Source organism: Amycolatopsis alba DSM 44262, from assembly GCF_000384215.1.
In the GTDB taxonomy this organism is placed as follows: Bacteria; Actinomycetota; Actinomycetes; order Mycobacteriales; family Pseudonocardiaceae; genus Amycolatopsis; species Amycolatopsis alba.
Genome location: NZ_KB913032.1, coordinates 5,992,909 through 6,016,996, shown reverse-complemented (window position 1 = coordinate 6,016,996; position 24,088 = coordinate 5,992,909). Strand labels below are relative to the sequence as shown.

Genomic DNA, 24,088 nt, shown 5'->3' with positions numbered 1-24,088 from the left:
GACACCCCCAAGGTATTTACAGCGTATATTTACACCGTAAATATGATAGATACACCGTAAACCTGTCAAGCGAAGGATGTGAGGATGACGCGGAGAGAACCGCTGAACCGGGAGAAGGTCCTGGACGCGGCGCTCGCCTTGGCCGCCGAAGAGGGCCTCAAGGGGCTGTCGATGCGCAAGCTCGCCAAGACACTCGGTGTCGAAGCGATGGCGCTGTACAACCACGTCCAGAACAAGAACGACATCCTCGACGGCATCGTGGAACGCGTCTACCGCGGGGTCGAACGGGCCGACCCCGGCTCACCGTGGCCGGAACGGGTGCGGGTCACCGTGCTCAACATCTACCGCGCGCTCGCCGAGCATCCGGCCGTACCGATGGCGTTGGCCACCGACGCGGCCAATCCGAACTCGCTGCAAGCCCTGCTGCCGTTCGACGATCTCATCGGCGCGCTCTACGACGCCGGTTTCGACGACGACGGACTCCGTCAGGCACTGGGCGCCTTGAACAGCCTCGTCTTCGGCTCACTGCTGCTGACGACCACCGGCTTCACCAAGGCACGCAAGGGCGAAGCCGAACGGGAGCAAGAGCAACAGCTTCTCCGGCGAATCGACCCGTCGGTCCTGCCGAACTTCAGCCGCGCGATCCCCGCGCTGAAGGCGCACGACCCCGAGCCTGACTTCATCCGGGCACTGGACCTGCTGATCAGCGGTCTTGTCGCGGCCTCAACATCGGGACCAGGAACCGCCTAGCCACCTCGCGGACCTGCTCGTCGTCGTCCAGATCGACGACCTGGCTGGGCGTGACCAGGAACGAGGCGGAGACACGGGTCATCAGCTCGGCGACGAGTTCGACGTCGACGTCCTCCGAGACGTTGCCCGCCTGCTGCTCGCGGCGGAGCTGACCCGCGACGAACCGCTGGACCGTCGCCAGAGTGCCACCGCCGTCGCTGACCATCGACGGGACGAGCACGTCGGGCTCGACAGCCATCAGCCCGCCGATCAGCGGGTTGCGCCGGATCGCGCCCAGTGCGCTGGCGAACCCCAGCACGACCCGGTCCGCCGCGGTTTCGGCCTGCTGGATGTCGAGCAGGAACCGGTCGAAGTAGCGGCGGAACTCGCGGCGCACCACCTGTTCGACCAGCGCGTCCTTGGTCGCGAACCGGCGATAGGCGGTGATCCGGGAGACGCCGGCCCGGCGCGCGACGTCCTCCATCGTGGACCGCCGGATCCCCATCCGGCAGAACTGCTCGTAGGCGGCGTCGAGCAGCCGAAGCGCGATCTCGTCGGTTTCGTCGGCGCGTTCGAGCGCGTCGGCGAGCGCGCGTTCCAGCAGAGAATCCGGGTCTGGCGTCTTCGCGATGATTGTGCTCTCCTTGAGATACGCGGTTGCACTACTTGTATCACAGTATCAATCCGCAGGTCCGGGACTCAAGGAGGAGTACTGGCGCATGACCGAACTCAATCGACGCAAGATGCTGATCGTCAGTGGCGGAGCGACCCTTTTGGGGGCCATGGGGATGGCCCAGCCCGCCTGGGCGTGGAGTCCGAGCGGTTCGGTGGCCGGGGCGGGGGCGGGCACCGATCCGAAATGGGTGTGGGACGCCGAAGCCGATCCGGTGGTCGCCGCGATGCTCGACCGGGGCGAGGTCGCGGCGGTCAACCAGGCGCTGCGGACCTGGACCAGGAACGACCAGCCGACGCCGTCCGGGCTCCCGCCGGACCTGCGGGAGTTCGTCGATCACGCGCGACGGCTCCCCGCATGGGCCGATCAGTCCACATTGGACTCGGCGGCGGATTTCATGAAGGTCAGCGGACGGTTCGTCAACCTGCTGAACGGACTCGGCGGCGGAATGCTGAGCACCGCCATCCCGAACGAGGCCAGGGCCGTCTACTACTCCAAGGGCGGCGCGGACATGAAGGACCGCGTCGCGAAGACGGCCAAACTCGGCTACGACGTCGGTTCACTCAACGCGTACCGGCCCGACGGCCAGATGATCGTCTCGGCGGTGAAGACCCGCCTGGTGCACGCCGCCGTCCGGCATCTGCTGCCGCGATCACCGCACTGGCAGCAGGGAATCCCGATCAGCCAGAACGACATGCTGGTCACCTGGCACACCTTGCCGACGTACACGATGCGCAAGCTGACCGACTGGCGCGTCCGGGTCTCCCCCGCGCATTCCGCCGCGTATCTGCACAGCTGGCAGGTGACCGGGCACATGCTCGGGATCCGCGACGAGTACTTGCCGTCCACTTGGGACGCGGCTTACGCGCAGTCCGAGCAGGTGCTGGATCCGGCGATGGGGCCGACCCGCGAGGGCGTCGAACTCACCGACATCCTCCTCGACATGCTCGCCGAGCAGACCAGCCCCGGCCGCGCCGACCGGCCGATGGTCAACGCGCTGGCCCGCCACATCATCGGCGACCGGTTCTCCGCGTGGAACGGGATCCCGCGCGAGCCGGTCTGGGACCCGCTGATCGGCACCGCTTTCCCGGCGCTGGTGGCGTTCCACGAGAAGCTCATCCCGCTGCCGCTGGTGCCGCAGGCCGCCTGGGTGCTGGACGAGGCGATCCGGCGGTACATCCGGTTGTGGCTCTCGGAGGGCAGGCCGGTGAACATCGAGATCCCGGACATGAACCGCCCCTCCTGACCTCGTGAGTGGTAAGGACGGTTCTGACCGTCCTTACCACTCACGGGACCCGCGATCCCCTGGGGTCCAGTGCGGTCTGGCGGGGAGGGCGTGTTGCGAAAGCCACTTTCGCAACCTTCAACGTTGCGAAAGTGGCTTTCGCAACGCGACCAGCGGGGCGTGTGCTTGGACCGTCGGCAGGGCTGGTCGTGAGTGGTAAGGCTGGTTCTGACGGACCCGTATTTGCCTACCCACTGATGCGACTGGCGGTCGAGTGTGGAGGATTCGGGACGTTCAACGTCCTGATTCCTCCACGCTCGGTCTCGGTGACGAGGGACTCGGGACGTTGTACGCCCGGAAGCTTCCCCCGTCGCGTATCTGCCACCGGTCGTGACCGGTGCGACCGCGATCCGCTCGACGGTGAAGGAATCAGGACGTTCAACGTCCTGATTCCTCCACCGTCAAGCCCGACAGCCGCGGAACCGCCACCTTCGCTCAGGTCAGGCGTGGGTAGGTAAATGCTGGTCCGCTCTGACCGTCCATACCACTCACGCGGGCCCGCTCAGCCCAAACTGGAGCAAGGCCTCGCATCGGGATCCTGAGCACCCTTGGGCACCCACCGCACGTTCGCGAACGAAGCGGAGAACTTGCCGTCGGTGTACACCAGGAACGGTGTGTTGACGTTCTCCAGGTCCAGCCCGTTGGCGAAGCACGAAACCGGGATCTTCACCGTCGACTTCGGCGCGCCAGCCAGGTCGGTGAACAGCTTGGTGGCGTTCACCTCCGAGAAGCACGGGTAGACACAGTGCATGCTGATCACCGTCCGGTTGGCGGGCGCCTCTTGCACGATCGTGTCGAACTCCAGCGCCGCGTCGGCGTTGAGGTATCCGCGCAGATCGTTGGTACCGGCCGGGTTCTGGAAGTAGAGCTGCGCCGGGCCGGTGCCGGTCCAGGTCGACTTCAGGCCGTCCTGCTGCACGTTGACGTCGGACTGCACGACGGTGATCTCGGCGTGCGAGGCGGTGCCGTCGGGGCCGATCTCGGTACCGCCCCAGTTCTGCGCCGAGCCGATGAAACCCTTGTACGGCGCGACATCGGTGCGGTTGAAGACCTCGAGGTCCTCGGTCGCCGTGCCGCCACCGCCGGTCGAACCACAGGCCACCGGGCCGGCGGTCTCGTCCAGCTGCCCAATGGTGACACGCTGACCGGTCTTGAGGCCGTAGCCGAGTTTGAACAGCGGGTCGTAGTCCGCCGAACCGGGGTTCAGCGGCGTCTGGCACGCGCTCTTCGGCCACGAGTACGACAGGGTGCCCTTGAAACCGCCCTTGACGAGGACGTCCGCGACGCCACCGCCTTCGGTGCCTGGCAGCCATGCCGCCACGAACGCGTCGGAGCGGTTGATCTCCTTGTTCAGGTACAGCGGGCGGCCGCCGACGTAGACGGTGACGACCGGAGCGCCCTTTCCGCGGACCTTGTCCAGCACGGCCAGGTCCTCGGGGTACAGCTTCGAGGCCTCGAGGGTCTTGCGGGTCAGGTCGCCGACGCCTTCCGCGTACGGGGTCTCACCGATGACGGCGATGACGGCGTCGTAGCCCTTCGGGTCGGTGTCGCCCTTCTCGTCGAAGGTGACGTTGACGTCGCCGAGCTGCTGCTTGAGCCCGGCGAGGATCGACGTGGCGTTGGGGAAATCGGCGTTGGTGTTGCCGGTCCCCTGCCAGCTCAGGGTCCAGCCACCGGTCTGGTTCTGGATGCTGTCCGCGCTCTTGCCGACCACGAGGACCTTCGACTTCGGCTTCAGCGGCAGCACGTTGCCGTTGTTCTTCAGCAGCGTCTGCGACGAGCGGACCGCGTCCCGCGCCAGCCACGTCTCCTTCAGCGCTTCGTCGGAGTTCGCGTAGGAACGGTCCGACGGCTTCTGCGACTCGTACAGCCCGGAGCGCAGCTTGACGCGCAGGATGCGGGTCACCGCGTCGTCGATCCGCGAGACCGGGATCTGGCCGCCGTTGACCTGGGCGACGGTGTTGGTGATGAACGCCTTCCAGTCGTTCGGCACCATCACGATGTCGATACCGGCGTTGATCGCCTGCGGGCACGAGGCGTTCGTGCAACCGGGGACCTGGCCGATACCGTTCCAGTCGGACACGACGAGGCCGTCGAAGCCCATCTTGCCCTTGAGGATCTGGTTCAGCGCCTTGTCGCTGCCGTGCAGCTTGCCCTCGTCGATGCCGAGGTCCGCGTTGGTCCAGCTGTTGAACGACACCATCACGGTCTGGGAACCCGCCGCGAGCGCGCCGTAATAGCCCTGGCCGTGAAGGTTGATCATCTCGGCCTCGGACGACGGGTTGACGCCCTGGTCCTGCCCCTTGAGCGTGCCGCCGTCACCGATGAAATGCTTCGCGGTGCCGATCACGCCGTTGTAGCCGATGCGTTTGGTCGAGCCGTCCTGGAGGCCGTTGATCGCCTCGTAGCCGTAGGCACGGGTGATCCGCGGGTCCTCGGAGAACCCTTCGTAGGTGCGGCCCCAGCGGTCGTCCCGCACGACGGCCAGCGTCGGCGCGAACGCCCAGTCCTGGCCGGTGGCGCGGATCTGCCGGGCCGTCGCCGCGGAGACGTCACGCACCAGGCACGGGTCGTGCGCCGCGCCCAGACCGATGTTGTGCGGGAAGACGGTTGCGCCGTACACGTTGTTGTTGCCGTGCACGGCGTCGATGCCCCAGATCACCGGGATCTTCGTCCGGCCGGCCTTCGAAGCGTCCCAGTAGGAGTCGGCGAGTTTCAGCCAGTCCTGCTGGGACGCGTGCTTGTTCTGGTTCGGCCACGAGCCGCCGCCGTTGAGGACCGAACCGATGGAGTACTGGCGGACCTCGTCGGGAGTGATGGCGGCGATCTCGGGCTGCGTCATCTGCCCGACCTTCTCCTCCAGGGTCATCCCCTTGAGAATCTCGGCGATCCGCTGCTCGTCACCGGCCTTCCCCTTGAACCGGCTCTCGACCTTCGGCCAGTCGGCGAGCGTCGGCAGGCTCTTCTCGATCCGGGCGCAACCGTCCCGGTCGAGCGCGGGCTTCCCGATCACGGGCTGCTCGGCGGCGACGGCGCTGGGCGTGGCCGCCAGGGCCCCGCCGAGCAGGGTGAGACTCATCAAGGCGACGATCGGACTTCGGCGCGCGCGAGGACGTCTTGCCATGGTCTGGTCCATTCTGCGGGAGGCGGGGACCGGCCGATCCTCACCGGACCGGACCGCCGCGTCAAGAGTTTCCGGCCGGTACGGATGGTGTTAATTTTTGCCATAAACTAAGATCCGGCGAGTCACCCGGACACGCTCCGCCTGCTGCGCCGCTTGGCGGTATACGGCAGCGCGAACAGGTAGAGGCCGCTGAACATCAACAGGAAGAGCGGCGGCAGCGGCGTGTAAAGCACCCATTGAGCCGAACTGCCCACCGCCACGACGACGAAGCACACGATGACGGTGGCGACGAAGACGAGGGACGTCCACCGGTGGAACGTCCGGATCCGCTTGCTCACGAGAACCTCCTGGAGTCGTTTTGCCTGTGGCGAAGACGCTAGGGATTCCGCGGGCGCAAACGCTTCTCGATTCCTGACCGGTCCGCTTGACCTCCACATTACTTGAGATTTTACCTTCGCGGAAAACGAAGGGAATCAACCATGACCGTCTTGGTGACCGGGGCCACCGGGAACACTGGCCGCCACGTGGTGGCCGAACTCGTCCGGCGCGGCGAACGCGTCCGGGCACTCACCAGGAATCCCGCCGGAGCCCGGCTTCCGGCGGGCGTCGAACTGGTGAAAGGCACGCACACCGCACCCGGAACGCTGTCCTTCGACGGTGTCACCCGGCTGCACATCACCGTGACCGCGGGCCTCGCCGACGTCGGCGCCGAACTGGTCGAACGCGCTGTGGACGCGAGTGTACGGCGCATGACCATCGTGTGGGGCGGTTACGTCGGCCCGACGGAACAGGCCATGGCCGAGTCCGGCGTGGAATGGACCCGGCTGGAGCCGCAGGAGTTCATGTCCAACGCTCTGACCTGGGCCGACTCCGTCCGCACCGACGGCGTCGTCCGGGAGCCGTTCGACCTTCCCAGCGCGGTGGTGCACGAGGGGGACATCGGCGCCGTCGCCGCCACCGCGCTCGTGGAGGACGGGCACTCGGGCAAGGTCTACAACCTCACCGGACCGGAATCACTGACCACGCGCGAACGGATCGCGATCCTCGGCGCCGCCCTGGGCCGCGACATCGGCCTGGAACAGATCACGCGGCAGCAGGCGATCGACCGGCTGCTGGCCGACGGCGTCTCAATGGCGGACGCCGAATACGTGATCGGCTGGCACAGCGATCCGCCGGTGGAGGCGAGGACCGTGGACGCCACGGTCGAGCAGGTGCTCGGCCGTCCGGCGCGGACGTTCGCGCAGTGGGTCGGCGAGCACTTGGACCGGTTCTAGAGCTCGTGAGTGGCAAGGGTGGTTCCAACCGTCCTTGCCACTCACGAGTCCTCCCGGAACCACGTGCCGATGCCCGCCAGCGCACCCGGACCGTAGTCGCCCCTGACGTCGTCGGCCAGATTCGCGATGGTGACCTCGCGCAGCGCCGCGCGCCACTGGACTTCCGCGTTGGCCATCGCGCGGCTGATGGCGCACGGCGCCGTGCACGCTTCGGGCGGTGTCGCCATCGGCCCGCGCTGCCGGATCTCGGTGCAGATGAAGGCCGGGCCGGGACCTTCGATGGCCTCGACGACGTCGAGCACCGTGATCTCCGAGGGCGGCCGGGTGAGGACGTAGCCGCCGGCCTTCCCCTGCACCGACCGGATGAGGTCGGCCCGCGAAAGCGCCTGGAGCTGCTTCGCGAGATAGCTCGGGGAGACGTCGTGCAGCTGCGCCAGGCGCGCGGCGGGCGCGGGTTCGTCGACCGAGGTCAGCACGACGCAGCAGTGCAGGGCCCACTCGACCCCGCCGGACATCTTCACCCGGATGACTCTAACCCGCCTCTTGACTCGGACACAATGTGTCTGAGTATTATCTCGGACATGAGGTGTCCGAGTTAGCGGGCGCTCACCGAGGAAGGACACGGGGTCATGAAATTCGCGATCATCGGCGGGACCGGGCTGATCGGCTCGCAGGTCGTGCGGAACCTGAACGAAGCCGGACACGAGGCGGTGCCGCATTCGCCGTCCACCGGGGTCGACCTCCTCACCGGCCAGGGCCTGGACGCCGCGCTCGACGGCGCCGACGTGGTCGTAAACCTCTCGAACTCCCCGACCTTCGACGACGCCTCGCCCGCGTTCTTTCAGACGTCGATGGACAATCTCGTGGCCGCGGCGAAGAAGGCGGGCACCGGGCATTTCGTGATCCTGTCGATCGTCGGCGTCGACCAGGTCCCCGAACTCGACTACTACCGGGCCAAGACGCTGCAGGAGGACATCCTCAAGAGCAGCGGTGTCCCCTACTCGATCGTGCGCGCCACGCAGTTCATGGAATTCGTCGGCGCGGTCCTGTCCTGGACCTCCGACGAGAACACGGTCCGCCTGCCCAGCACGCCGATCCAGCCGATCGCCGCGGCGGACGTCGCCGCCGCCGTTTCCGAGGTCTCGGCGGGGAAACCCTTGAACGGAACCCTCGACGTGGGCGGCCCGGACGTCTACCCGCTCGACGAACTGGGCCGGATCACCTTGTCCGCCAAGGGAGACACGCGTCCGGTGACCAACGACGAGACCGCGGGCATGTTCTCCGCCGTCCGCGGTGACGTCCTCACCACCAAAGACGGCGCCCGCATCGCCGCTACCCGCTACCTGGACTGGCTCAAGTAGCCGACGAAGTCCGTGAAGGCCTCCTTGAGGGACCAGTATTTGCTTATCCACTGCGGCTGGCGGTCGAGTGTGGAGGATTCGGGACGTTGAACGTCCCGAATCCTCCACAGACGGGCCCTGTTTCGCCTTGCCGCCGAGTGGAGCTTGTGCGGGATGGCGGTGTAGTCGACGGGGGAAGATTGTCCGCCACAGGGCATGACAGGCACGACCTTGATCAACGGAAGATCGGGGACGTTGAGTGTCCCGGATCTTCCGTTGATCAAGACCTGCAACCGGATGTACCCGCGCAACCACCACCCTTGCGCAGGTCAGGCGCAGGCAAACAAGTCCGTGAAGGCCTCCTTGAGGGACTCAGAGTCCCTCAAGGAGGCCTTCACGGACTGACGTGGTTCAGCTGGGCAGCAGCGCCGGGGCGGCGAGGCGGCTGGCGTTCGCCGCCTCGTCGTCCGGCTGGGCCTGGGCGGAGCGTTCCGCCTCGACCCGCGCGAGGTAGTTGGTGACCTCACGCTCCTGCCGGTGCGAGTCCCAGCCCAGCAGCGGCGCCATCAGCGCGGCCACCACCGGCGCCGCCGTCACCCCGCGGTCCCGCTCCTCGATGGAGATCCGGGTGCGGCGCGTCAGGACGTCCTCCAGGTGCAGCGCGCCCTCGTGCGAGACGGCGTAGACCGCCTCTGCCTTCAGGTACTCCGCGGTCCCCGGAATCGGCTCGGCCAGTTCCGGACGCTCCGAAATGGACTCCAGGATGTCGTCGATCGCGGTGCCGTAGCGCTGGAGCAGGTGCTCGATCCGGCGGATCGGCAGCCCCGTGCGCTGGACGAGCGCGTGCCGCGCGCCCCACAGTTCGTGGTAGCCCGTCGCGCCGACGATCGGGAGGCGCTCGGTCCACGACGACGGCGCCGGGCGCCCGAGGTCCTCCACCGCGACGTCGACCGCGTCGGCGGCCATCACCCGGTACGTCGTGTACTTGCCGCCCGCCACGATCACGAGACCCGGCACCGGATGCGCCACGGCGTGCTCCCGCGACAGCTTCGTCGTCGACGTCGCCTTCGCGGCCAGCAACGGCCGAAGCCCGGCGTACACGCCTTCGATGTCGTCAGCGGTGAGCGGCGTGCGAAGGACGGCGTTGAGGTGGCCGAGCACGTAGTCGACGTCCGCCTGGCTGGCCGCCGGATGCTCGCGGTCGAGGTCCCATTCGGTGTCGGTGGTGCCGACGATCCAGTGCCGTCCCCACGGGATGACGAACAGCACGCTCTTCTCCGTGCGCAGGATCAGCCCGGTGTCCAGGTCGATCTTCTCGCGCGGCACCACCAGGTGGATACCCTTCGACGCGCGCACGGTGAACGGCGCGGGGATGCCCGCCGCTTCCGCCATGTCGTCACTCCACACACCGGTGGCCGCGACGACCGTCTTCGCCCGGACCTCGATCTCCGCGCCGCTCTCCCGGTCGACGACCTTGGCGCCGACGACGCGTTCGCCGTCACGGATCAGCGAGGTGACGCGGGCACGGGTCAGCACCGAAGCGCCTTGTTCGGCAGCGGTCCGCGCGATCGTCATCGTGTGGCGGGCGTCGTCGACCTGCGCGTCGTAGTACTGGATGGCGCCGATCAGGGCGTCGTCCGCGAGGCCGGGCGCGACCTTGCCCGCGCCGCGCTTGGACAGATGCCGGTGCCTCGGCAGCGCGCGAGCCCCACCGAGGGTGTCGTAAAGCGTGACACCGGCGCCGATGTAGCCGCGTTCCCAGACGCGGTGCTTGAGCGGCACCAGGAACTTCACCGGCCGCACCAGATGCGGGGCGAGGGTCTGCAGCAGCAGGCTGCGTTCCTTCAGCGCCTCCCGGACCAGCTTGAAGTCCAGGTTCTCCAGGTAGCGAAGCCCGCCGTGGATCAGCTTGCTGGACCGGCTGGACGTCCCGGCGGCGAAGTCGCGGGCCTCGACCAGCGCGACGGAGAGCCCGCGCGACGCCGCGTCGAGCGCGACGCCGGCACCGGTCACTCCCCCGCCGACGACCAGCACGTCGATCTCTTCACGGGCGAGCTTGCGCAGCGTCTCGGCCCGGTAGACCGGGGAAAGCGGTACGGATGACACCTTGTTCCTCCTGTTCATCGGGCTCACTCGACCTCGACCCAGTCGAGCGTGCGGCCGACGGCCTTCTGCCAGCCCGCGTAGCCCACGGCGCGCTGTTCGTCCGTCCAGGACGGCTCCCAGCGCTTGTCCTCGTTCCAGTTCTGTTCCAGCTCGTCGGTGGACTTCCAGAACCCGACGGCCAGGCCCGCCGCGTAGGCGGCTCCGAGCGCGGTGGTCTCGGCGACGACCGGCTTCGACACCGGCACGCCGAGGATGTCGGCCTGCAGCTGCATGCAGAGTTCGTTCGCGGTCACGCCACCGTCCACCCGCAGCACGTCGAGCGTGACGCCGGAGTCGTTCTGCATGGCCTCGACGACGTCGCGGGTCTGGTAGCAGATCGCTTCGAGCGTCGCCCGCGCCAGATGCGCGTTGGTGGTGGCGCGGGTGAGGCCGACGATCGCGCCGCGCGCGTCCGAACGCCAGTACGGCGCGAAAAGACCGGAGAACGCGGGGACGAAGTAGACGCCGCCGTTGTCCTCGACCTGGCGGGCGAGGCTCTCGCTCTGCGACGCGCCGCTGATGATGCCCAGCTGGTCGCGCAGCCACTGCACGGCGGAACCGGTGACGGCGATGGACCCTTCCAGCGCGTACACCGGCTTCTCGTCACCGAACTGGTAGGCCAGCGTCGTGAGCAGGCCGTGCTTCGAGCGGACGACCTCGTGCCCGGTGTTGAGCAGCAGGAAGTTGCCGGTGCCGTAGGTGTTCTTGGCCTCGCCGGGCCGGAAGCACACCTGGCCGACGGTCGCCGCCTGCTGGTCGCCGAGCACGCCGGTGATGGCGACCTCGCCGCCGAGCGGGCCGTCCGCGCGGGTGACGCCGAAGTGGCCGTTGTTCGACGACGGCCGGATCGACGGCAGCATCTGCTTGGGGACGCCGAAGAACGACAGCAGTTCGTCGTCCCACTCCAGCGTTTCGAGGTCCATGAGCATGGTGCGCGACGCGTTGGTCGGATCCGTCACGTGCACGCCGCCGTCGGGGCCGCCGGTGAGGTTCCAGATCAGCCAGGAGTCCGTGGTGCCGAAGAGCGCGTCGCCCTTCTCCGCGTCTTCGCGGACGCCGTCGACGTTCTCCAGGATCCACTGCAGCTTGCCGCCGGAGAAGTAGGTGGCGGGCGGCAGACCGGCCTTGCGGCGGATGACGTCGCCCTTGCCCTCGCGTTCCAGCGCCGAGGCGATCCGGTCGGTGCGGGTGTCCTGCCACACGATCGCGTTGCAGTACGGGCGCCCGGTGCGGCGGTTCCACACGACGGTGGTCTCACGCTGGTTGGTGATGCCGAGCGAAGCCAGGTCCGCGGCGGTCAGCTTCGCCTTGTTGAGCGCGGTGGCGATGACCGAACGGGTCCGTTCCCAGATCTCGGTCGCGTCGTGTTCGACCCAGCCCGGCTTCGGCAGGATCTGCTCGTGCTCCAGCTGGTGGCGGGCGATCTCGTTGCCGCCGTGGTCGAAGATCATGAACCGCGTGCTGGTGGTGCCCTGGTCGACGGCGCCGATGTAGTCAGGCATGGTTGCTCTCCTTAGGAAACGCGCTCGATGTCCTTGGCGGGCAAAGCTTCCGGTGCGGGATCACCGGGGAGGTACCGCTCGATGAAGAACTTGTAGATCGCGCCGCCGATGACCGCGCCGATGACCGGCGCCACGATCGGGATCCACCAGTACGGGTAGCCGTATTGGTCGGTGAACGCGGTGTCGTAACCGGTGAGCCAGGACATCAGCCGCGGGCCGAAGTCACGGGCGGGGTTGATCGCGTAGCCGGCGTTGGTGCCCCAGGCCATGCCGATCGCGACCACCAGGAAGCCGACGACGACCGGGGCCAGGTTCGCGGCGGGCGCGGTGTTGCGGAGGTCGGTGATGGCGAAGATCACCAAGGCGAGGATGGCGGTGCCGATGATCTGGTCGCGGAAGGCGCCCCAGTCACCCACCGGAAGGGTCCCGTTACCCGGAAGGGTGGAGAAGACGCCCTGGGTCTTGATCGTCAGGCCGGGGTCCGCGGCGTTGAGCACCTCGGTGTAGTTCCAGCGCACCAGCAGCGCGCCGAGGAACGCGCCGGCGGTCTGCGCCAAGGCGTACGGGGCGACCTTGCGCCACGAGAAACCCTTGAACACCGCGAGTGCCACGGTGATGGCCGGGTTCAGATGGGCGCCGCTGATCCGTGAAGCCACGTAGATACCGAGCGTGACACCGATGCCCCAGGCCCACGCGATGCTGTCGTGATCCCCGATACCCGCGGCGGCGACCTGGGCCACCACCCCGCAGCCGAACAGGATGAGGATCATCGTCCCGACGAACTCCGCCGCCAGTTCGCCCGCGAGTCCGCGAGCCTTGAGGTTTCGCACCATTGCTTCCTCCACAAAGGACACCGTTGCCCTGTTGAGGCCGAAGTTAAGTTCGCGGAAACGCGGGGTCAACGGACACCGGTCGGCATTGTCGAACGCGTGAAGACGATGTTCGACATTGTCGAATCAGGGCCGGTCGGGCTACGGTTGGGCCGTGCCCGGTCCGATCCAGTCCATCGAGCGCGCCGCCGCGATCCTGCGGTTGCTGGCGCGCGGTTCCGGCCGTCTCGGGGTCGGCGAGATCGCCGATTCCCTCGAACTCGCCAAGGGAACGGCGCACGGGATCCTGCGCACCCTGCAAGGGGTCGGGTTTGTCGAACAGGACCGCGACACCGGGAAATACCAACTGGGCGCGGCGCTGCTGCACCTCGGCACGAGCTACCTCGACGTCAACGAACTCCGGTCACGCGCGATCAACTGGGCCGACGCGCTGGCCGCGCGCAGCGGTGAAGCCGTCCGGATCGGCGCGCCGCTGGAAGGCCGGGTCCTGGTGGTGCACCACGTGTTCCGGCCCGACGACAGCCTGCAGACGCTCGACGTCGGCACGCTTCTGCCATTGCACGCGACGGCGCTCGGGAAAGTCCTTCTGGCCTACGACACCGGTCTCGTGGCATCGTTGCGCACCGGCGGGCCGGAGTCCTACACCCGCCGGACCCTGGTCACCCAGACCGCGATCAAACGCGCCTGCGGCAAGGTGCGCGAGGCGGGCTGGGCGAGCGAGAACGGCGAGATGATCTCAGGCGAGGCCGGGATAGCGGCACCGATCCGCGGGCACGGCGGCATCGTGGTCGGCGCGATCGGGGTGTCCGGCGCGGCGGAACGGATCTGCGAAGCCGACGGCAGCCCGATCCCGCGGCTGCTCGGCCACGTGCGCGACGCGGCACGGGCGGTCTCCCGCGATCTCGGCGCGTCCCGATGGTGATGGAGGTGCTCGCGTGGTCCAGCGCTATGTGATGTCGATCGACCAGGGCACCACCTCGACGCGGTGCATCCTGTTCGACGCGCGCGGCAGGCTGGTGTCGGTCGCGCAGCGCGAGCATCAGCAGCACTTCCCCCGGCCGGGCTGGGTCGAACACGACGCGACGGAGATCTGGCGCAACGTCGCCAGGATCGTGCCCCAGGCGCTCGCCGACGCCGGCGCCGAAGCCGGGCAGGTGGCCGGTCTCGGCATCGCGAACCAGCGTGAGACGACGGTGCTGTGGGACAGGCACACCGGCAACCCCGTCGGGCGCGCGATCGTCTGGCAGGACACGCGCACCGACGCGATGCTCGAACAGCTCGCCCGCGAGCCGGGCGCGGACCGTGTCCGGCGGCTGTGCGGGCTGCCGCTGGCCACGTACTTCTCCGCGCCTCGTATCCGCTGGATGCTCGAAAGGACCCCTGGCCTGCGGGAACGCGCCGAGCGCGGCGACGTCCTGTTCGGGACCGTCGAGAGCTGGCTGATCTGGAACCTGACCGGCGGCCCCGAGGGCGGCGTCCACGTCACCGACGTCACCAACGCCTCGCGCACCATGCTGATGAACCTGCGGACGCTGTCGTGGGACGACGAGCTGCTGGAGTTCTTCGACGTCCCGCGCGCGATGCTGCCGGAGATCCGGCCGTCGACCGAGGTGTACGGGACGACGTCACGGGTGGTGCCGGGGATCCGGATCGCGGCAGCGCTCGGTGATCAGCAGGCCGCGTTGTTCGGCCAGACCTGTTTCGCGCCCGGTGAGGCGAAGTGCACCTACGGGACAGGCAGCTTCCTGCTGCTCAACACCGGTCCGACGCCGGTGCTGTCGACGCACGGCATGCTGACCACCGTCGGATTCAAGATCGGCGACGAGCCCGCCGTGTACGCCCTCGAAGGGTCGATCGCGGTCACCGGGTCGCTCGTGCAGTGGTTCCGGGACGGGCTGGAGCTGATCGGCAGCGCGCCCGAGATCGAGACGCTGGCCCGCACGGTCGAGGACAACGGCGGTTGCTACATCGTGCCCGCCTTCTCGGGGCTGTTCGCGCCGCACTGGCACAGTGAAGCGCGCGGGGTGATCGCCGGGCTGACGTCGTACATCACCAAAGGTCACCTCGCCAGGGCGGTGCTCGAAGCCACCGGCTGGCAGACCCGCGAGGTCGTCGACGCGATGAACGCCGATTCGGGGCTCGCACTGTCGACGCTCAAAGTGGACGGCGGGATGACCGCGGACAACCTGCTGATGCAGTTCGTCGCAGACGTCCTCGACGTGCCGGTGGTCCGCCCGATGGTCGCCGAGACGGTCTCGCTGGGCGCGGCGTACGCGGCCGGGTTGTCGGTCGGATACTGGCCGGATCTGGAGGGCCTGCGCCGGAACTGGCATCGCGCCGGGCAATGGCTGCCGTCGATGAACCCCGCCCGCCGGGACAGCGAGTACTCGCACTGGCGCCAGGCCGTGGAGCTGACGTTCGGCTGGATGCGCCCCGGTCCGACGGCCGCTCCCCCCGGCTCCGACCTGGTCGAGGTCGTCCTGGCCGACCATCGCCGGATCGAGCAGCTCTTCCGGGACCTCCGCAACGACGAGGCCGACCGTCCGGCGCTGATCGCGGAGCTGTCGGCGTCGCTGGTCGCGCATGCCACCGCGACGGAACGGATCGTCCGTCCCGATGCGACGGAGAGCGGCTTCGCGGAGGAACTGCTGGCCGTACTGGAATCCACCGGCTCCGAGAAGGCGTTGGCAGCACTGGAGAATTCGGTGGACGCGCATATCCGTTCCGAGGAACGCGGACTGCTGAACGAACTCAGGCGCACACTGTCCACTTCGGACCGCACCGGTCTCGGCCGGGCGTTCGTCGCGGAACGGCAACGCCAGCTGGACCTCGGCTGCGGGTCCGTCGCGCACGTCCGGGAACAAGGGCCCCGGCTGCGGCTCTCCTGACTTCCGGCGGGGCGTGCTAGCCTGTCGCCGTGCGCCGCTTCACTCGACTCTTCACTCGACTCGTAGTCAAGCGCGCCGGCTGAACCAGGTCGCCGGCGCGCATTCCGGCGACCCCTCGACACGGGGTATCTCGCGGGACCTGGCCCTCCATGGCCTGTTCGTTTTCCCGCCTTTGGAGACCACGATGTCGCTCACCGCTTTCCAGGTTCCCGCCCCTCGTTCGGCCATGCTGGTCCGCCGCCGGATCGCCACGTATTTCGTCGGCGGCGTCGAGCAGATCCCCGGCCTGGTCGACGCGCTCGGCTGCCTCGTCCACGACCTGTCGGTCGACGTGCGCGACGGCGTCCGGGAAAGCACGATGACCTGCGCCGTCCTCATCGCGGCCGACGAGGTCGAGCCGCTACTGGAGCGACTGCGGACCCTCCGCGCGGTCGTCTCGTCCGAACTGCTCTAGATCAAAACTCGTGACTCGCGTGATCAGAGGCGGATCTCGCGTGATCAGACGCCACACACCGAGATCGCCGTCTGATCACGCGAGTTCCGCCTTCAAGCACGTGAGTCACGCCCGCTTGCATGGTTCCATGCAGCCGTCGCCGACTTCTTGACTTAGTTAGGAAGCCTTCTTAACTTCAATTTCATGGCCGAAACTCCCCGGAACAGCAGGTCCCAAGCCTACCGTCGGCTCAGCCTGGCCGAGAAACACGACAACTTCGTCAACCAGTACTCGAGGCGGACCCTGTTCCGGGTGGGCGCGGTGAGCGGCGCGGCACTCACCCTCGGCGGCGTCCTGCAGCCCGGCACCGCCTTGGCCTCCCCCGGACCGACCGTGCTGCTCAACGCGGACAAGGTCGCGGGGTCGGCGCTGCGGCCCTTCGGACGGCACATCGCCTACGGGGCCGACCCGTCCCAGCAGGTCGTGGTCTCCTGGCAGGTGCCCGCGGCGGTGACCGCGCCGTTCGTCCGGATCGGCACGGTGCCCGGCGACTTCAGCCCGCCCATCCAGGCCGAGGTCAGGGCGCTGACCAGCCAGATGTCCTGGCAGCACCCGGTCGAGGAAGTGCCGCCGAACAGCCCGAAGGCGATCACCCAGTACTACCTCCACGCCAGGATCGACCGCCTGCTGCCCAACACCACCTACTACTACGTCGTCGGCCACGACGGTTACGATCCCGCCGCCAGGCTCGGCGAGATGGCGAGTTTCCGCACCGCCCCGGCCCCCGGCGGCGACGGCACGTTCTCCTTCACGGCCTTCGGCGACCAGGGCGTCGGCTACAACGCCGTCGCGACCAGCAGCCTGATCGCGGGCCTCGACCCGGCCTTCCACCTCGCCATGGGCGACCTGAGCTACGCGCTCGAGGGCGAGGGCGGGCATCCGGAGGAAGACCAGTACGACGCCCGGCTGTGGGACTCCTTCTTCGTGCAGAACGAACCCGTCACCGCCGGGATCCCGTGGATGATGGCGCTCGGCAACCACGAGATGGAGGGCTGGTACTCCGCGGACGGGTACGGCGGCGTGCGGGCGCGGTTCACCATGCCGGACAACGCCTGGAACGGCTCCACCTGCATCTACTCGTGGCGGTACCAGAACGTCGGCCTGATCAGCCTCGACGGCAACGACGTCTGCTACAACAGCCCGTCCAACCTGGACTACACCAAGGGCAAGCAGCTCAAGTGGCTCGGCAAGACGCTCGCCGCCTTCCGCGCCGATCCCACGATCGACTTCATCGTCGTCTACTGCCACCAGTGCACGTACTCCACCTGCCATTCCAACGGCGCCGAACTCGGCGCGCAGACGGACTGGGCCCCACTGTTCGACAAGTACCAGGTCGACCTGGTACTCAACGGGCACAACCACATCTACGAGCGCACCGACCCGATCCGCGCAGGCAAGGCCGTCAAGAAGGTGCCTTCGCGCGGAATGACCAACCCGGTCAAGGACGGGACGACCTACATCACCGCGGGCGGCGGTGGCGGCAGTGTCTCCGAGTTCCCGGCTCCCGACACCTACCTCGGCCATGAAACCCCCAACGACTCCCCCGTCCCGATGAAGTACTCCGAACGGGACGGCAAGGACCGCACCAAGAAGGTCACCTGGTCCCGAGTCCGGTTCCGGGGGTACAGCCTGGTCGCGGTCGACGTCGTCGCGGGCACGGGCACCACACCGCCCAAAATGGACGTCCGCGCGATCAGCGCCGACGGCACCCTGGTCGATCAGATCATCGTGCAGCGGTCCTGACCCGGCGGCGGCCCCCGGCACCGCCGAGCACGGGGGCCGCCGCCTTCCCCGCATCGACCGGGAAGTCATTCCACATCGGCCGATCGGCCGGTATCCGGACACGATGTCCGGCCCGGTTTCCGAAGCGCCGAAAGTGTTTCCGTGCGGTCCGCCGCTGTTACGGATTCATGACAAGAACGAGACGGGACAACGATGATCGTCTCTGAACATCGGCATCATGTTCGACGACGAACGAACCAGGCCGATCGCCGTTCCCGGCGCGAATCGGCGGCTACGCCTTCGCGTGACGGTCCTGACCGCTTTTCTTCTGGTCACCGGGATCCTCGGTTACGTGATCTTCCAGGCCAACGCGGAAAGCCTTCCGGCATCGGAAGAACGTGCCGCCACCGTGGTCTTCGACCGCACAGCGGGCAAGCAGGTGATCGACGACAGGGGTTCGGAAAGATTCCGCACGGCGTCGGTGGTGAAACTGTTCATCGCGCTGGACGCCATCACCCGCAAGTCGAGCAAAGCCGACGAATCCCAGCTTTACCGGATGCTGGCGAAAAGCGACGACGCCATCGCCAACACCCTTTGGACCAAGAACGGCGGGCCCGCGATCGTGACCAGGACGGTGGCCGCCGCCGGGCTGAAAAGCACTTCCGCCCCCGCCGACGCGGGCCGCTGGGGCGACACTCTGTCCACTGCGGACGACATCGCCCTGGTGTACCGGCACATCCTCAAACTCCCGAAGGCCAAGCGGAACGTGATCCTCAAGCCGCTACGGGAAGCGACCCGGACCGCCGCCGACGGGTTCGACCAGCATTTCGGCATCCCCACGGCCTTCCAAGACCGGCCTTGGGCCGTGAAGCAGGGCTGGGCGTCCGGACGGGGCGCCGTGGACGCGCACACGACCGGACTCGTCGGTGAGGACGACCGCTATGTCGTCGTCATCCTGTCCAGTTTCGCCGAGGGGACCGACCTCGGTGCGGCGACGGCGAGGGCTACCTCGGCGGCCGTGTCCCTGGCTCCCCGGCTGGAAAAGTGACTTCGGCCGCGTTCTCGACCGAGGTTCTGAAAGCGCTTACAAGAAGCTCGGCGAAACAGGCCCGTGGAGCGGCCGAAACACCTCCGGTCTGAGCTTTCAACACCGCCAGCTGCTCGCCTGCCAGCGGGGCGACCCGATCGAGGAACTGCCCGAGGAACCGCAAGGCCGCGAGCGGCGGGATCCCCGCGCCCGCGAGGTCCGCCACCGCCCGCGAAACGGCCGGGCGCACGACGGCGGGCGTTCCCGCGTCGTCCCGGCCGACCACCCCGTGCCGTTCCAGGCACCGGGCGACGGCGGGCTGGTCGCGGGCGATGTCGGCCACCGCCGCCGCCAGCCGCTCGGCGCCGCCGTCCACTGTGGCCGCTCCGAGCATCGCGCCGATGGACACCAGGTTGAAGCCCTGTTTCTGCAGCGTCGTGATGCGCCGCAGGCGTCGCAGATGAACCGGACCGTAATAGGCGGATCTGCCGTGGCGGACCGGCGGGGGCACCAGACCTCTCGTCTGATGCGCCCGGATATTGCGCGCCGACATGCCGACGATCGCGGAAAGTTCTTCGATCGTGTATCCGGCCGGCCTCGGCGAAAAGGGCTTCACGCCGACCAGCTTAACCAATGGTCGGATGAGTACACCACGAAGCCGGTGCAATGGCGTCGCCACTGTCCACCGGCTGAATCAGCAAGTTGCCATAACCTCATCGGTTCCCGGCCTCGGCCACAAGGTCAACCGGGATGTTTACACGGTTCCATGCCAGCAAATGCCGGATTTGGGCGTTCTCCGCCCCTCGATTACTCCAGTCAGGCGATCTTGGTGGGCCGAGGACTTCACTGCCGTTTTAATGCAGCCAAGACATCTGATGTCTCGACTCTGTCGACGCCCGCGGAGCGCCGCTGAACCCGATGGCCGGTCGTCAAAGTTTCAACCTTTTCACCGGGAGGTTTCTCATGTTCTGGAAACGGATAGCGGTCGCGGCCGTCGCCGCGACCGGCCTGGCCGCGGCGCTGGTGGTGTCCCATCAGGACACTTCCACCGCCGCGATAGAGCCCGTCGCGGCGAAGGTGCCCGCGTTCGACCACATCGTCCTCGTGATGTTCGAGAACAAGGACTACAAGGAGATCAACGGCAGTTCGAAGGCACCGTACTTCAACAAACTCGCCTCGCAGGGGGCGAAGTTCACCAAGGCGTACGGGACGACGCACCCGAGCCAGCCGAACTACATCGCCCAGTTCGCGGGTTCGACGCACGGCGTCGACAGCAACAAATGCCAGGATCTGGGCAACAAGGAGAACATCGCCTCCCAGCTGGCGGGGATCGGCAAGAAGTTCGTCGGCTACGCGGAAAGCATGCCGTCCGACGGCTACACCGGCTGCGAAAAGGGCACCTACGCCCGCAAGCACAACAGCTGGGTCAGCTTCGGCAATGTCCCCGCCTCGGCGAACAAACGCTTCTCGTCGTTCCCGAGCGACTTCACCAAGCTGCCGCACGTCGCTTTCGTGACCCCGGATCTGTGCAGCGACATGCACGACTGCTCGGTCGACACGGGCGACAAATGGCTGAAGAAGAACCTCGACGCGTACGCGCAGTGGGCCAAGACGCACAACAGCCTGCTGATCGTCAATTTCGACGAGGACAGCGGGACGTCGGTGAACCAGATCTACACCACCTTCGTCGGCGCCCACGTGAAGCCGGGCAGCTACAGCGAATCCATCAACCACTATTCGATCCTCCGCACGATGGAGGCGGCGTTCGGCCTGCCGGGCATCGCCAACGCGGCGAACAAGTCGCCGATCACGAGCGTGTGGCAGTAACCGGGTGAACCCCGCGGGCGTGTCCACTGTGGACGCGCCCGCGGGCGGGGAAAGGTGGTCCGCAGCGTGTATCTGTCCACGATCGGCCGCCGGGAGCATCCCGGTGGCGTGTCCAAGAAATCCTTCGCCCTGCTCGGCGGGAACGTCTTCGCCCTGGGCACCGTCAGCCTCGTCACGGACATCTCCTCGGAGATGGTGACGGCCGTGCTGCCGGTGTACCTGGTGCTGGGGCTGCACCTGGGCCCGGCGGCCTACGGCGTGGTGGACGGCCTCTACACCGGCGCGACCGCGCTGCTGCGCCTGGTCGGCGGCTACGTCGCGGACCGGGTCCGGCGGCGCAAGGCCGTCGCGGGCCTTGGCTACGCGATGTCGGCGGTGGCCAAACTGGGGCTGGTGGCGGCGGGCTCGTCGGCGACCGCGATCGGCGTGGTGCTGACGGCGGACCGGACGGGCAAGGGCCTGCGGACCGCGCCCCGCGACGCGCTGATCACCCTGTCGGCTCCCGAGCACATGCTGGGCCGCGCCTTCGGGGTGCACCGGGCGATGGACAGCGTCGGCGCGTTCCTCGGCCCGCTCGCCGCGGTCGGCGTGCTGGCCGTGGCGGGTTCGGCGACCGGGACCGAGGGGTTCGACGCGGTCTTCGTGACCAGTTTCTGCATCGCCGCGGCCGGGGTGCTGCTGCTGGCGCTGTTCGTCCGCGACCACCGCGCGCCCAAGCCGCCGTCGGGAACCGTGTCCTTGCGGGCGGCGGCCGGGCTCCTGCGGGGCGCAGGCGTGCGACGGCTGCTGATCGCCGCCTGCGTCCTCGGCCTCGCGACCATCGGCGACGGGTTCGTGTATCTCCTGCTGCAGGCCAAGGAGGACATCGCCACCGGCTGGTTCCCGCTGCTGGCCGTCGGGACGAACCTGGGTTATCTCCTGCTGGCCGCACCGCTCGGCGCGCTGGCCGACCGGCTCGGCAGGCTGCCGGTGATGCTCGCGGGCTACGGCGCGCTGATCGCCGTCTACCTGCTGCTGCTCAGCCCGCTGACCGGCTGGGCGCTGTTCGCGCTCACCCTCGGCCTGTACGGCGTGTTCTACGCGGCGACCGACGGCGTGCTGATGGCACTCGCCGGCCCGTTGCTGCCGGAGGCGTTGCGCACCACCGGCATCGCGATCGTGCAGAGCGGGCAGGCGCTCGCCTACTTCGTCTCGTCCGTCCTTTTCGGACTCTCATGGCAGTTCTGGGGTGCGACGGCGGCGATCGCGATCGCCGCCGGGACGGTGCTGGTCGCCGTCGCCGCCACCTTCGTTCTCTTGGCTCCCCTCAGGAAGGCACGACCGTGAACACCCGCACCCGCGTCCTGATCGCCGTCACCGGAGTACTCGCGCTGGCCGCGGCCGCCGTGATCTACGTCGGGGTGGCCGGAGCGCGCAACCAGGACACCGCGTCGGCGGGCACCAGCGGCGCCGTCACCCTCGAAAGCGGGCGGTTGCTGTTCCGCAGCACCGCCGACGCCGACCGCGGGCACGTGTCCAGCGTCGCCGCGGCCGATCCGGGCGGCGCGCGGGCGGTGTCGACGGTGTCCTGCAGCCGGGTGTACGCGGCGGGCGGCACCGGGATCTGCCTGCGCCCGGAGACCGGCCTGACCACCTACCAGCTCGCCGTCCTCGACAGCCGTCTCACGGTCACGCAGGAGATCCCGCTGGTCGGGCTGCCCAACCGGGCACGGGTCTCGGCCGACGGAAAGCGGCTCGCGTGGACGGTGTTCGTCACCGGCGACTCCTACAACGGCGGGCGGTTCTCCACCCGCGCCGGCACCCTCGACCTCACCACCGACAGCGTCGAAGGCACGCTGGAGGATTTCGCAGTGACCGTCGAGGGCAAGCCGTACAAAGCGGCCGACTTCAACTTCTGGGGCGTCACCTTCACCCGGCAGCCGGACCGCTTCTACGCCACCATGTCCACCGGCTCCCACCGGTATCTCGTCGAAGGCGACTCCGCGGCCCGGACCGTGAAGACGCTGCGGGACAACGTCGAATGCCCGTCGCTGTCGCCCGACGAGACCCACCTCGCCTACAAGTCGGCCGTCGACGGCGATCCCGCCAAGGGCTGGCGGGTCTCGGTGCTCGATCTCGCGAGCGGCGCCGTGACCCCGCTGGCCGAGACCCGGAACGTCGACGACCAGCCCGCGTGGCTCGACGACCGCACGGTCGCCTACGCCCTCCCCCGCACCCAAGGACATTCCGACGTCTGGACCGTTCCCGCCGACGGCACCGGGGCGCCGCGGCTGCTCATCCCGGAGGCCGAATCGCCCGCCGCCCTCTGACCCTCATTGCCACTCACGACCCGCTGTACCGACGTCTCACCGCCGCGTGCCCGGTCGGACGACACATGTGATCAGACGGACGACACGCGTGACTGGCTGGACGACACGCTCGCCACCAGGGTTCCGCCACGTGCCGTCCGCCCCGTCACACGTGTCGTCCGTCTGATCACGTGAGACGTCCATCTGATCACGCGAGACCGCAGGTACCGAGACACGCTTGGCTCTGATCCGAATCGCCACTCACGACCCGCTGTACCGACGCTGTCCGGCGGCACCCGGTGTTGCGAAAGTGGCCTTCGCAACGCTTCCCGACGAGGCCACGTGCCGGCTTTCCGCTGGCCTAGGCTGACGCACATGAGAGCCGCGCTGCTGATCGTCGACATGCAGGAGATGCTCGTTCCGCTGGTCTGGCGCGGCGAGGAACTGGCGGCCCGGATCGCCACACTGGCTCGGAAAGCCCGTGAGCTGGGCGTTCCGGTGATCGCGCTGCGGCAGATCGGCGCGCCCGGCACCGACTTCGATCCCGCGTCACCGGGCACCCGGCTCAGCCCGCTGCTCGGCCTCGAACCGGCCGACGTGGTGGTCGACAAGACCGCGACGGATTCCTTCCACCGCACCGGCTTGGCGGGCCTGCTCGTCGACCGCGGGGCGGACACGGTGGTGCTCACCGGGCTGGCTACCGACTACTGCGTCGACGCGACCGCGCGGTCCGCGCAGAGCCACGGTCTGGACGTCGTGCTGGTCGCCGACGGCCACGCGCCCTCGTCCGACGGCGATCCCACCGTGGGACTGACCGCCGAACAGGTCATCGCCCGGCACAACCTGCTCCTGGCCACCGCGATCCATCCCGGCGGGCGGCTGCGCGTGGTGCCGGCGGCGAAGGTCGAGTTCACCGCCTGAGCGGGCGTGATCATAGGATC

The 24,088-nt window shown here is 68.2% G+C and carries 21 protein-coding genes; 13 read left to right on the top strand and 8 right to left on the bottom strand.

Annotated elements, in window-relative coordinates; translation table 11 throughout:
• Window positions 1-84 precede the first annotated feature (84 nt).
• Window positions 85-750, top strand: coding sequence for a TetR family transcriptional regulator (locus AMYAL_RS0128300; RefSeq protein ID WP_020634646.1), 666 nt, complete (start codon window positions 85-87; stop codon window positions 748-750).
• Here AMYAL_RS0128300 and AMYAL_RS0128295 read toward each other — a convergent pair.
• Complete coding sequence (locus AMYAL_RS0128295; RefSeq protein ID WP_280632828.1) at window positions 704-1,279, bottom strand: TetR/AcrR family transcriptional regulator; 576 nt, start codon at window positions 1,277-1,279, stop codon at window positions 704-706. The two genes, AMYAL_RS0128300 and AMYAL_RS0128295, sit on opposite strands and share 47 nt — an antisense overlap.
• A gap of 169 nt (window positions 1,280-1,448) precedes the next feature.
• Here AMYAL_RS0128295 and AMYAL_RS0128290 point away from each other — a divergent pair, with 169 nt between their 5' ends.
• Window positions 1,449-2,648, top strand: coding sequence for an oxygenase MpaB family protein (locus AMYAL_RS0128290; protein WP_020634644.1), 1,200 nt, complete (start codon window positions 1,449-1,451; stop codon window positions 2,646-2,648).
• Between the two features lie 541 nt (window positions 2,649-3,189).
• Here the strand turns inward: AMYAL_RS0128290 and AMYAL_RS0128285 are convergent.
• Together AMYAL_RS0128285 and AMYAL_RS0128280 are read right to left on the bottom strand one after the other, a co-directional pair.
• On the bottom strand, window positions 3,190-5,766 hold the full coding sequence (locus tag AMYAL_RS0128285) for a glycoside hydrolase family 3 protein (protein ID WP_020634643.1): 2,577 nt from the start codon (window positions 5,764-5,766) through the stop codon (window positions 3,190-3,192).
• Window positions 5,767-5,933: 167 nt separating this feature from the next.
• On the bottom strand, window positions 5,934-6,149 hold the full coding sequence (locus tag AMYAL_RS0128280; protein ID WP_020634642.1) for a hypothetical protein: 216 nt from the start codon (window positions 6,147-6,149) through the stop codon (window positions 5,934-5,936).
• A 141-nt stretch (window positions 6,150-6,290) separates the two neighbouring features.
• Between AMYAL_RS0128280 and AMYAL_RS0128275 the strand changes: the two genes are divergently transcribed.
• Complete coding sequence (locus AMYAL_RS0128275; protein WP_020634641.1) at window positions 6,291-7,085, top strand: NmrA family NAD(P)-binding protein; 795 nt, start codon at window positions 6,291-6,293, stop codon at window positions 7,083-7,085.
• Window positions 7,086-7,126: 41 nt separating this feature from the next.
• Here AMYAL_RS0128275 and AMYAL_RS0128270 read toward each other — a convergent pair whose 3' ends face one another.
• Window positions 7,127-7,600, bottom strand: a complete 474-nt coding sequence (locus tag AMYAL_RS0128270) for an Rrf2 family transcriptional regulator (RefSeq protein ID WP_039795810.1) — start codon at window positions 7,598-7,600, stop codon at window positions 7,127-7,129.
• A 114-nt stretch (window positions 7,601-7,714) separates the two neighbouring features.
• On the opposite strand from AMYAL_RS0128270, the gene AMYAL_RS0128265 reads away from it, so the two are divergent.
• Window positions 7,715-8,446 (top strand): SDR family oxidoreductase, encoded by a 732-nt coding sequence (locus tag AMYAL_RS0128265; protein ID WP_020634639.1) that lies wholly within the window; start codon window positions 7,715-7,717, stop codon window positions 8,444-8,446.
• Window positions 8,447-8,836: 390 nt separating this feature from the next.
• Here the strand turns inward: AMYAL_RS0128265 and glpD are convergent, their stop codons facing one another.
• Genes glpD through AMYAL_RS0128245 form a run of 3 tightly spaced genes read right to left on the bottom strand, consistent with a single transcriptional unit; the run spans window position 8,837 to window position 12,905 of the window.
• Entirely contained in the window at window positions 8,837-10,549 is a 1,713-nt protein-coding gene (gene glpD / locus AMYAL_RS0128255; RefSeq protein WP_020634637.1) for a glycerol-3-phosphate dehydrogenase, read from the bottom strand.
• Window positions 10,550-10,554: 5 nt separating this feature from the next.
• The gene (gene glpK, locus AMYAL_RS0128250) at window positions 10,555-12,072 is read right to left on the bottom strand and encodes a glycerol kinase GlpK (protein ID WP_020634636.1); all 1,518 of its coding nucleotides are present in this window, start codon (window positions 12,070-12,072) and stop codon (window positions 10,555-10,557) included.
• 11 nt (window positions 12,073-12,083) lie between these two features.
• Window positions 12,084-12,905: an MIP/aquaporin family protein gene (locus tag AMYAL_RS0128245; RefSeq protein ID WP_020634635.1), complete on the bottom strand. Its 822-nt coding sequence runs from the start codon at window positions 12,903-12,905 to the stop codon at window positions 12,084-12,086.
• 151 nt (window positions 12,906-13,056) lie between these two features.
• Here AMYAL_RS0128245 and AMYAL_RS0128240 point away from each other — a divergent pair, with 151 nt between their 5' ends.
• From AMYAL_RS0128240 to AMYAL_RS0128220, 5 genes are all read left to right on the top strand, one after another.
• On the top strand, window positions 13,057-13,824 hold the full coding sequence (locus AMYAL_RS0128240; RefSeq protein ID WP_026467522.1) for an IclR family transcriptional regulator: 768 nt from the start codon (window positions 13,057-13,059) through the stop codon (window positions 13,822-13,824).
• A 13-nt stretch (window positions 13,825-13,837) separates the two neighbouring features.
• Window positions 13,838-15,790, top strand: coding sequence for a glycerol kinase GlpK (gene glpK / locus AMYAL_RS0128235; protein ID WP_020634633.1), 1,953 nt, complete (start codon window positions 13,838-13,840; stop codon window positions 15,788-15,790).
• A 184-nt stretch (window positions 15,791-15,974) separates the two neighbouring features.
• On the top strand, window positions 15,975-16,244 hold the full coding sequence (locus tag AMYAL_RS0128230; RefSeq protein WP_020634632.1) for a hypothetical protein: 270 nt from the start codon (window positions 15,975-15,977) through the stop codon (window positions 16,242-16,244).
• Between the two features lie 183 nt (window positions 16,245-16,427).
• The gene (locus AMYAL_RS0128225) at window positions 16,428-18,026 is read left to right on the top strand and encodes a purple acid phosphatase family protein (RefSeq protein WP_020634631.1); all 1,599 of its coding nucleotides are present in this window, start codon (window positions 16,428-16,430) and stop codon (window positions 18,024-18,026) included.
• Between the two features lie 217 nt (window positions 18,027-18,243).
• Window positions 18,244-19,053: a serine hydrolase gene (locus AMYAL_RS0128220; RefSeq protein ID WP_020634630.1), complete on the top strand. Its 810-nt coding sequence runs from the start codon at window positions 18,244-18,246 to the stop codon at window positions 19,051-19,053.
• On the opposite strand, the gene AMYAL_RS0128215 is transcribed toward AMYAL_RS0128220, so the two are convergent.
• Entirely contained in the window at window positions 19,010-19,648 is a 639-nt protein-coding gene (locus AMYAL_RS0128215) for a MerR family transcriptional regulator (RefSeq protein ID WP_020634629.1), read from the bottom strand. The two genes, AMYAL_RS0128220 and AMYAL_RS0128215, sit on opposite strands and share 44 nt — an antisense overlap.
• Window positions 19,649-19,995: 347 nt before the next feature.
• Between AMYAL_RS0128215 and AMYAL_RS0128210 the strand changes: the two genes are divergently transcribed.
• From AMYAL_RS0128210 to AMYAL_RS0128195, 4 genes are all read left to right on the top strand, one after another.
• Window positions 19,996-20,859, top strand: a complete 864-nt coding sequence (locus tag AMYAL_RS0128210; RefSeq protein WP_020634628.1) for an alkaline phosphatase family protein — start codon at window positions 19,996-19,998, stop codon at window positions 20,857-20,859.
• A 66-nt stretch (window positions 20,860-20,925) separates the two neighbouring features.
• The gene (locus AMYAL_RS0128205) at window positions 20,926-22,185 is read left to right on the top strand and encodes an MFS transporter (RefSeq protein ID WP_026467521.1); all 1,260 of its coding nucleotides are present in this window, start codon (window positions 20,926-20,928) and stop codon (window positions 22,183-22,185) included.
• Window positions 22,182-23,168, top strand: coding sequence for a TolB family protein (locus AMYAL_RS0128200; RefSeq protein ID WP_020634626.1), 987 nt, complete (start codon window positions 22,182-22,184; stop codon window positions 23,166-23,168). The genes AMYAL_RS0128205 and AMYAL_RS0128200 overlap by 4 nt, the downstream gene beginning before the upstream one ends.
• 354 nt (window positions 23,169-23,522) lie before the next feature.
• Window positions 23,523-24,068 (top strand): cysteine hydrolase family protein, encoded by a 546-nt coding sequence (locus tag AMYAL_RS0128195; protein WP_020634625.1) that lies wholly within the window; start codon window positions 23,523-23,525, stop codon window positions 24,066-24,068.
• Window positions 24,069-24,088 lie beyond the last annotated feature (20 nt).

Coding starts and splice junctions, on each gene's coding strand:
- AMYAL_RS0128230 (WP_020634632.1), top strand. CDS start 15,975: ATGTCGCTCACCGCTTTCCAGGTTCCCGCCCCTCGTTCGGCCATGCTG.
- glpK (WP_020634636.1), bottom strand. CDS start 12,072: ATGCCTGACTACATCGGCGCCGTCGACCAGGGCACCACCAGCACGCGG.
- AMYAL_RS0128225 (WP_020634631.1), top strand. CDS start 16,428: ATGGCCGAAACTCCCCGGAACAGCAGGTCCCAAGCCTACCGTCGGCTC.
- AMYAL_RS0128210 (WP_020634628.1), top strand. CDS start 19,996: ATGTTCTGGAAACGGATAGCGGTCGCGGCCGTCGCCGCGACCGGCCTG.
- AMYAL_RS0128195 (WP_020634625.1), top strand. CDS start 23,523: ATGAGAGCCGCGCTGCTGATCGTCGACATGCAGGAGATGCTCGTTCCG.
- glpD (WP_020634637.1), bottom strand. CDS start 10,549: ATGAACAGGAGGAACAAGGTGTCATCCGTACCGCTTTCCCCGGTCTAC.
- AMYAL_RS0128220 (WP_020634630.1), top strand. CDS start 18,244: ATGTTCGACGACGAACGAACCAGGCCGATCGCCGTTCCCGGCGCGAAT.
- AMYAL_RS0128290 (WP_020634644.1), top strand. CDS start 1,449: ATGACCGAACTCAATCGACGCAAGATGCTGATCGTCAGTGGCGGAGCG.
- AMYAL_RS0128265 (WP_020634639.1), top strand. CDS start 7,715: ATGAAATTCGCGATCATCGGCGGGACCGGGCTGATCGGCTCGCAGGTC.
- AMYAL_RS0128285 (WP_020634643.1), bottom strand. CDS start 5,766: ATGAGTCTCACCCTGCTCGGCGGGGCCCTGGCGGCCACGCCCAGCGCC.
- AMYAL_RS0128245 (WP_020634635.1), bottom strand. CDS start 12,905: ATGGTGCGAAACCTCAAGGCTCGCGGACTCGCGGGCGAACTGGCGGCG.
- AMYAL_RS0128300 (WP_020634646.1), top strand. CDS start 85: ATGACGCGGAGAGAACCGCTGAACCGGGAGAAGGTCCTGGACGCGGCG.
- AMYAL_RS0128275 (WP_020634641.1), top strand. CDS start 6,291: ATGACCGTCTTGGTGACCGGGGCCACCGGGAACACTGGCCGCCACGTG.
- AMYAL_RS0128270 (WP_039795810.1), bottom strand. CDS start 7,600: ATGTCCGGCGGGGTCGAGTGGGCCCTGCACTGCTGCGTCGTGCTGACC.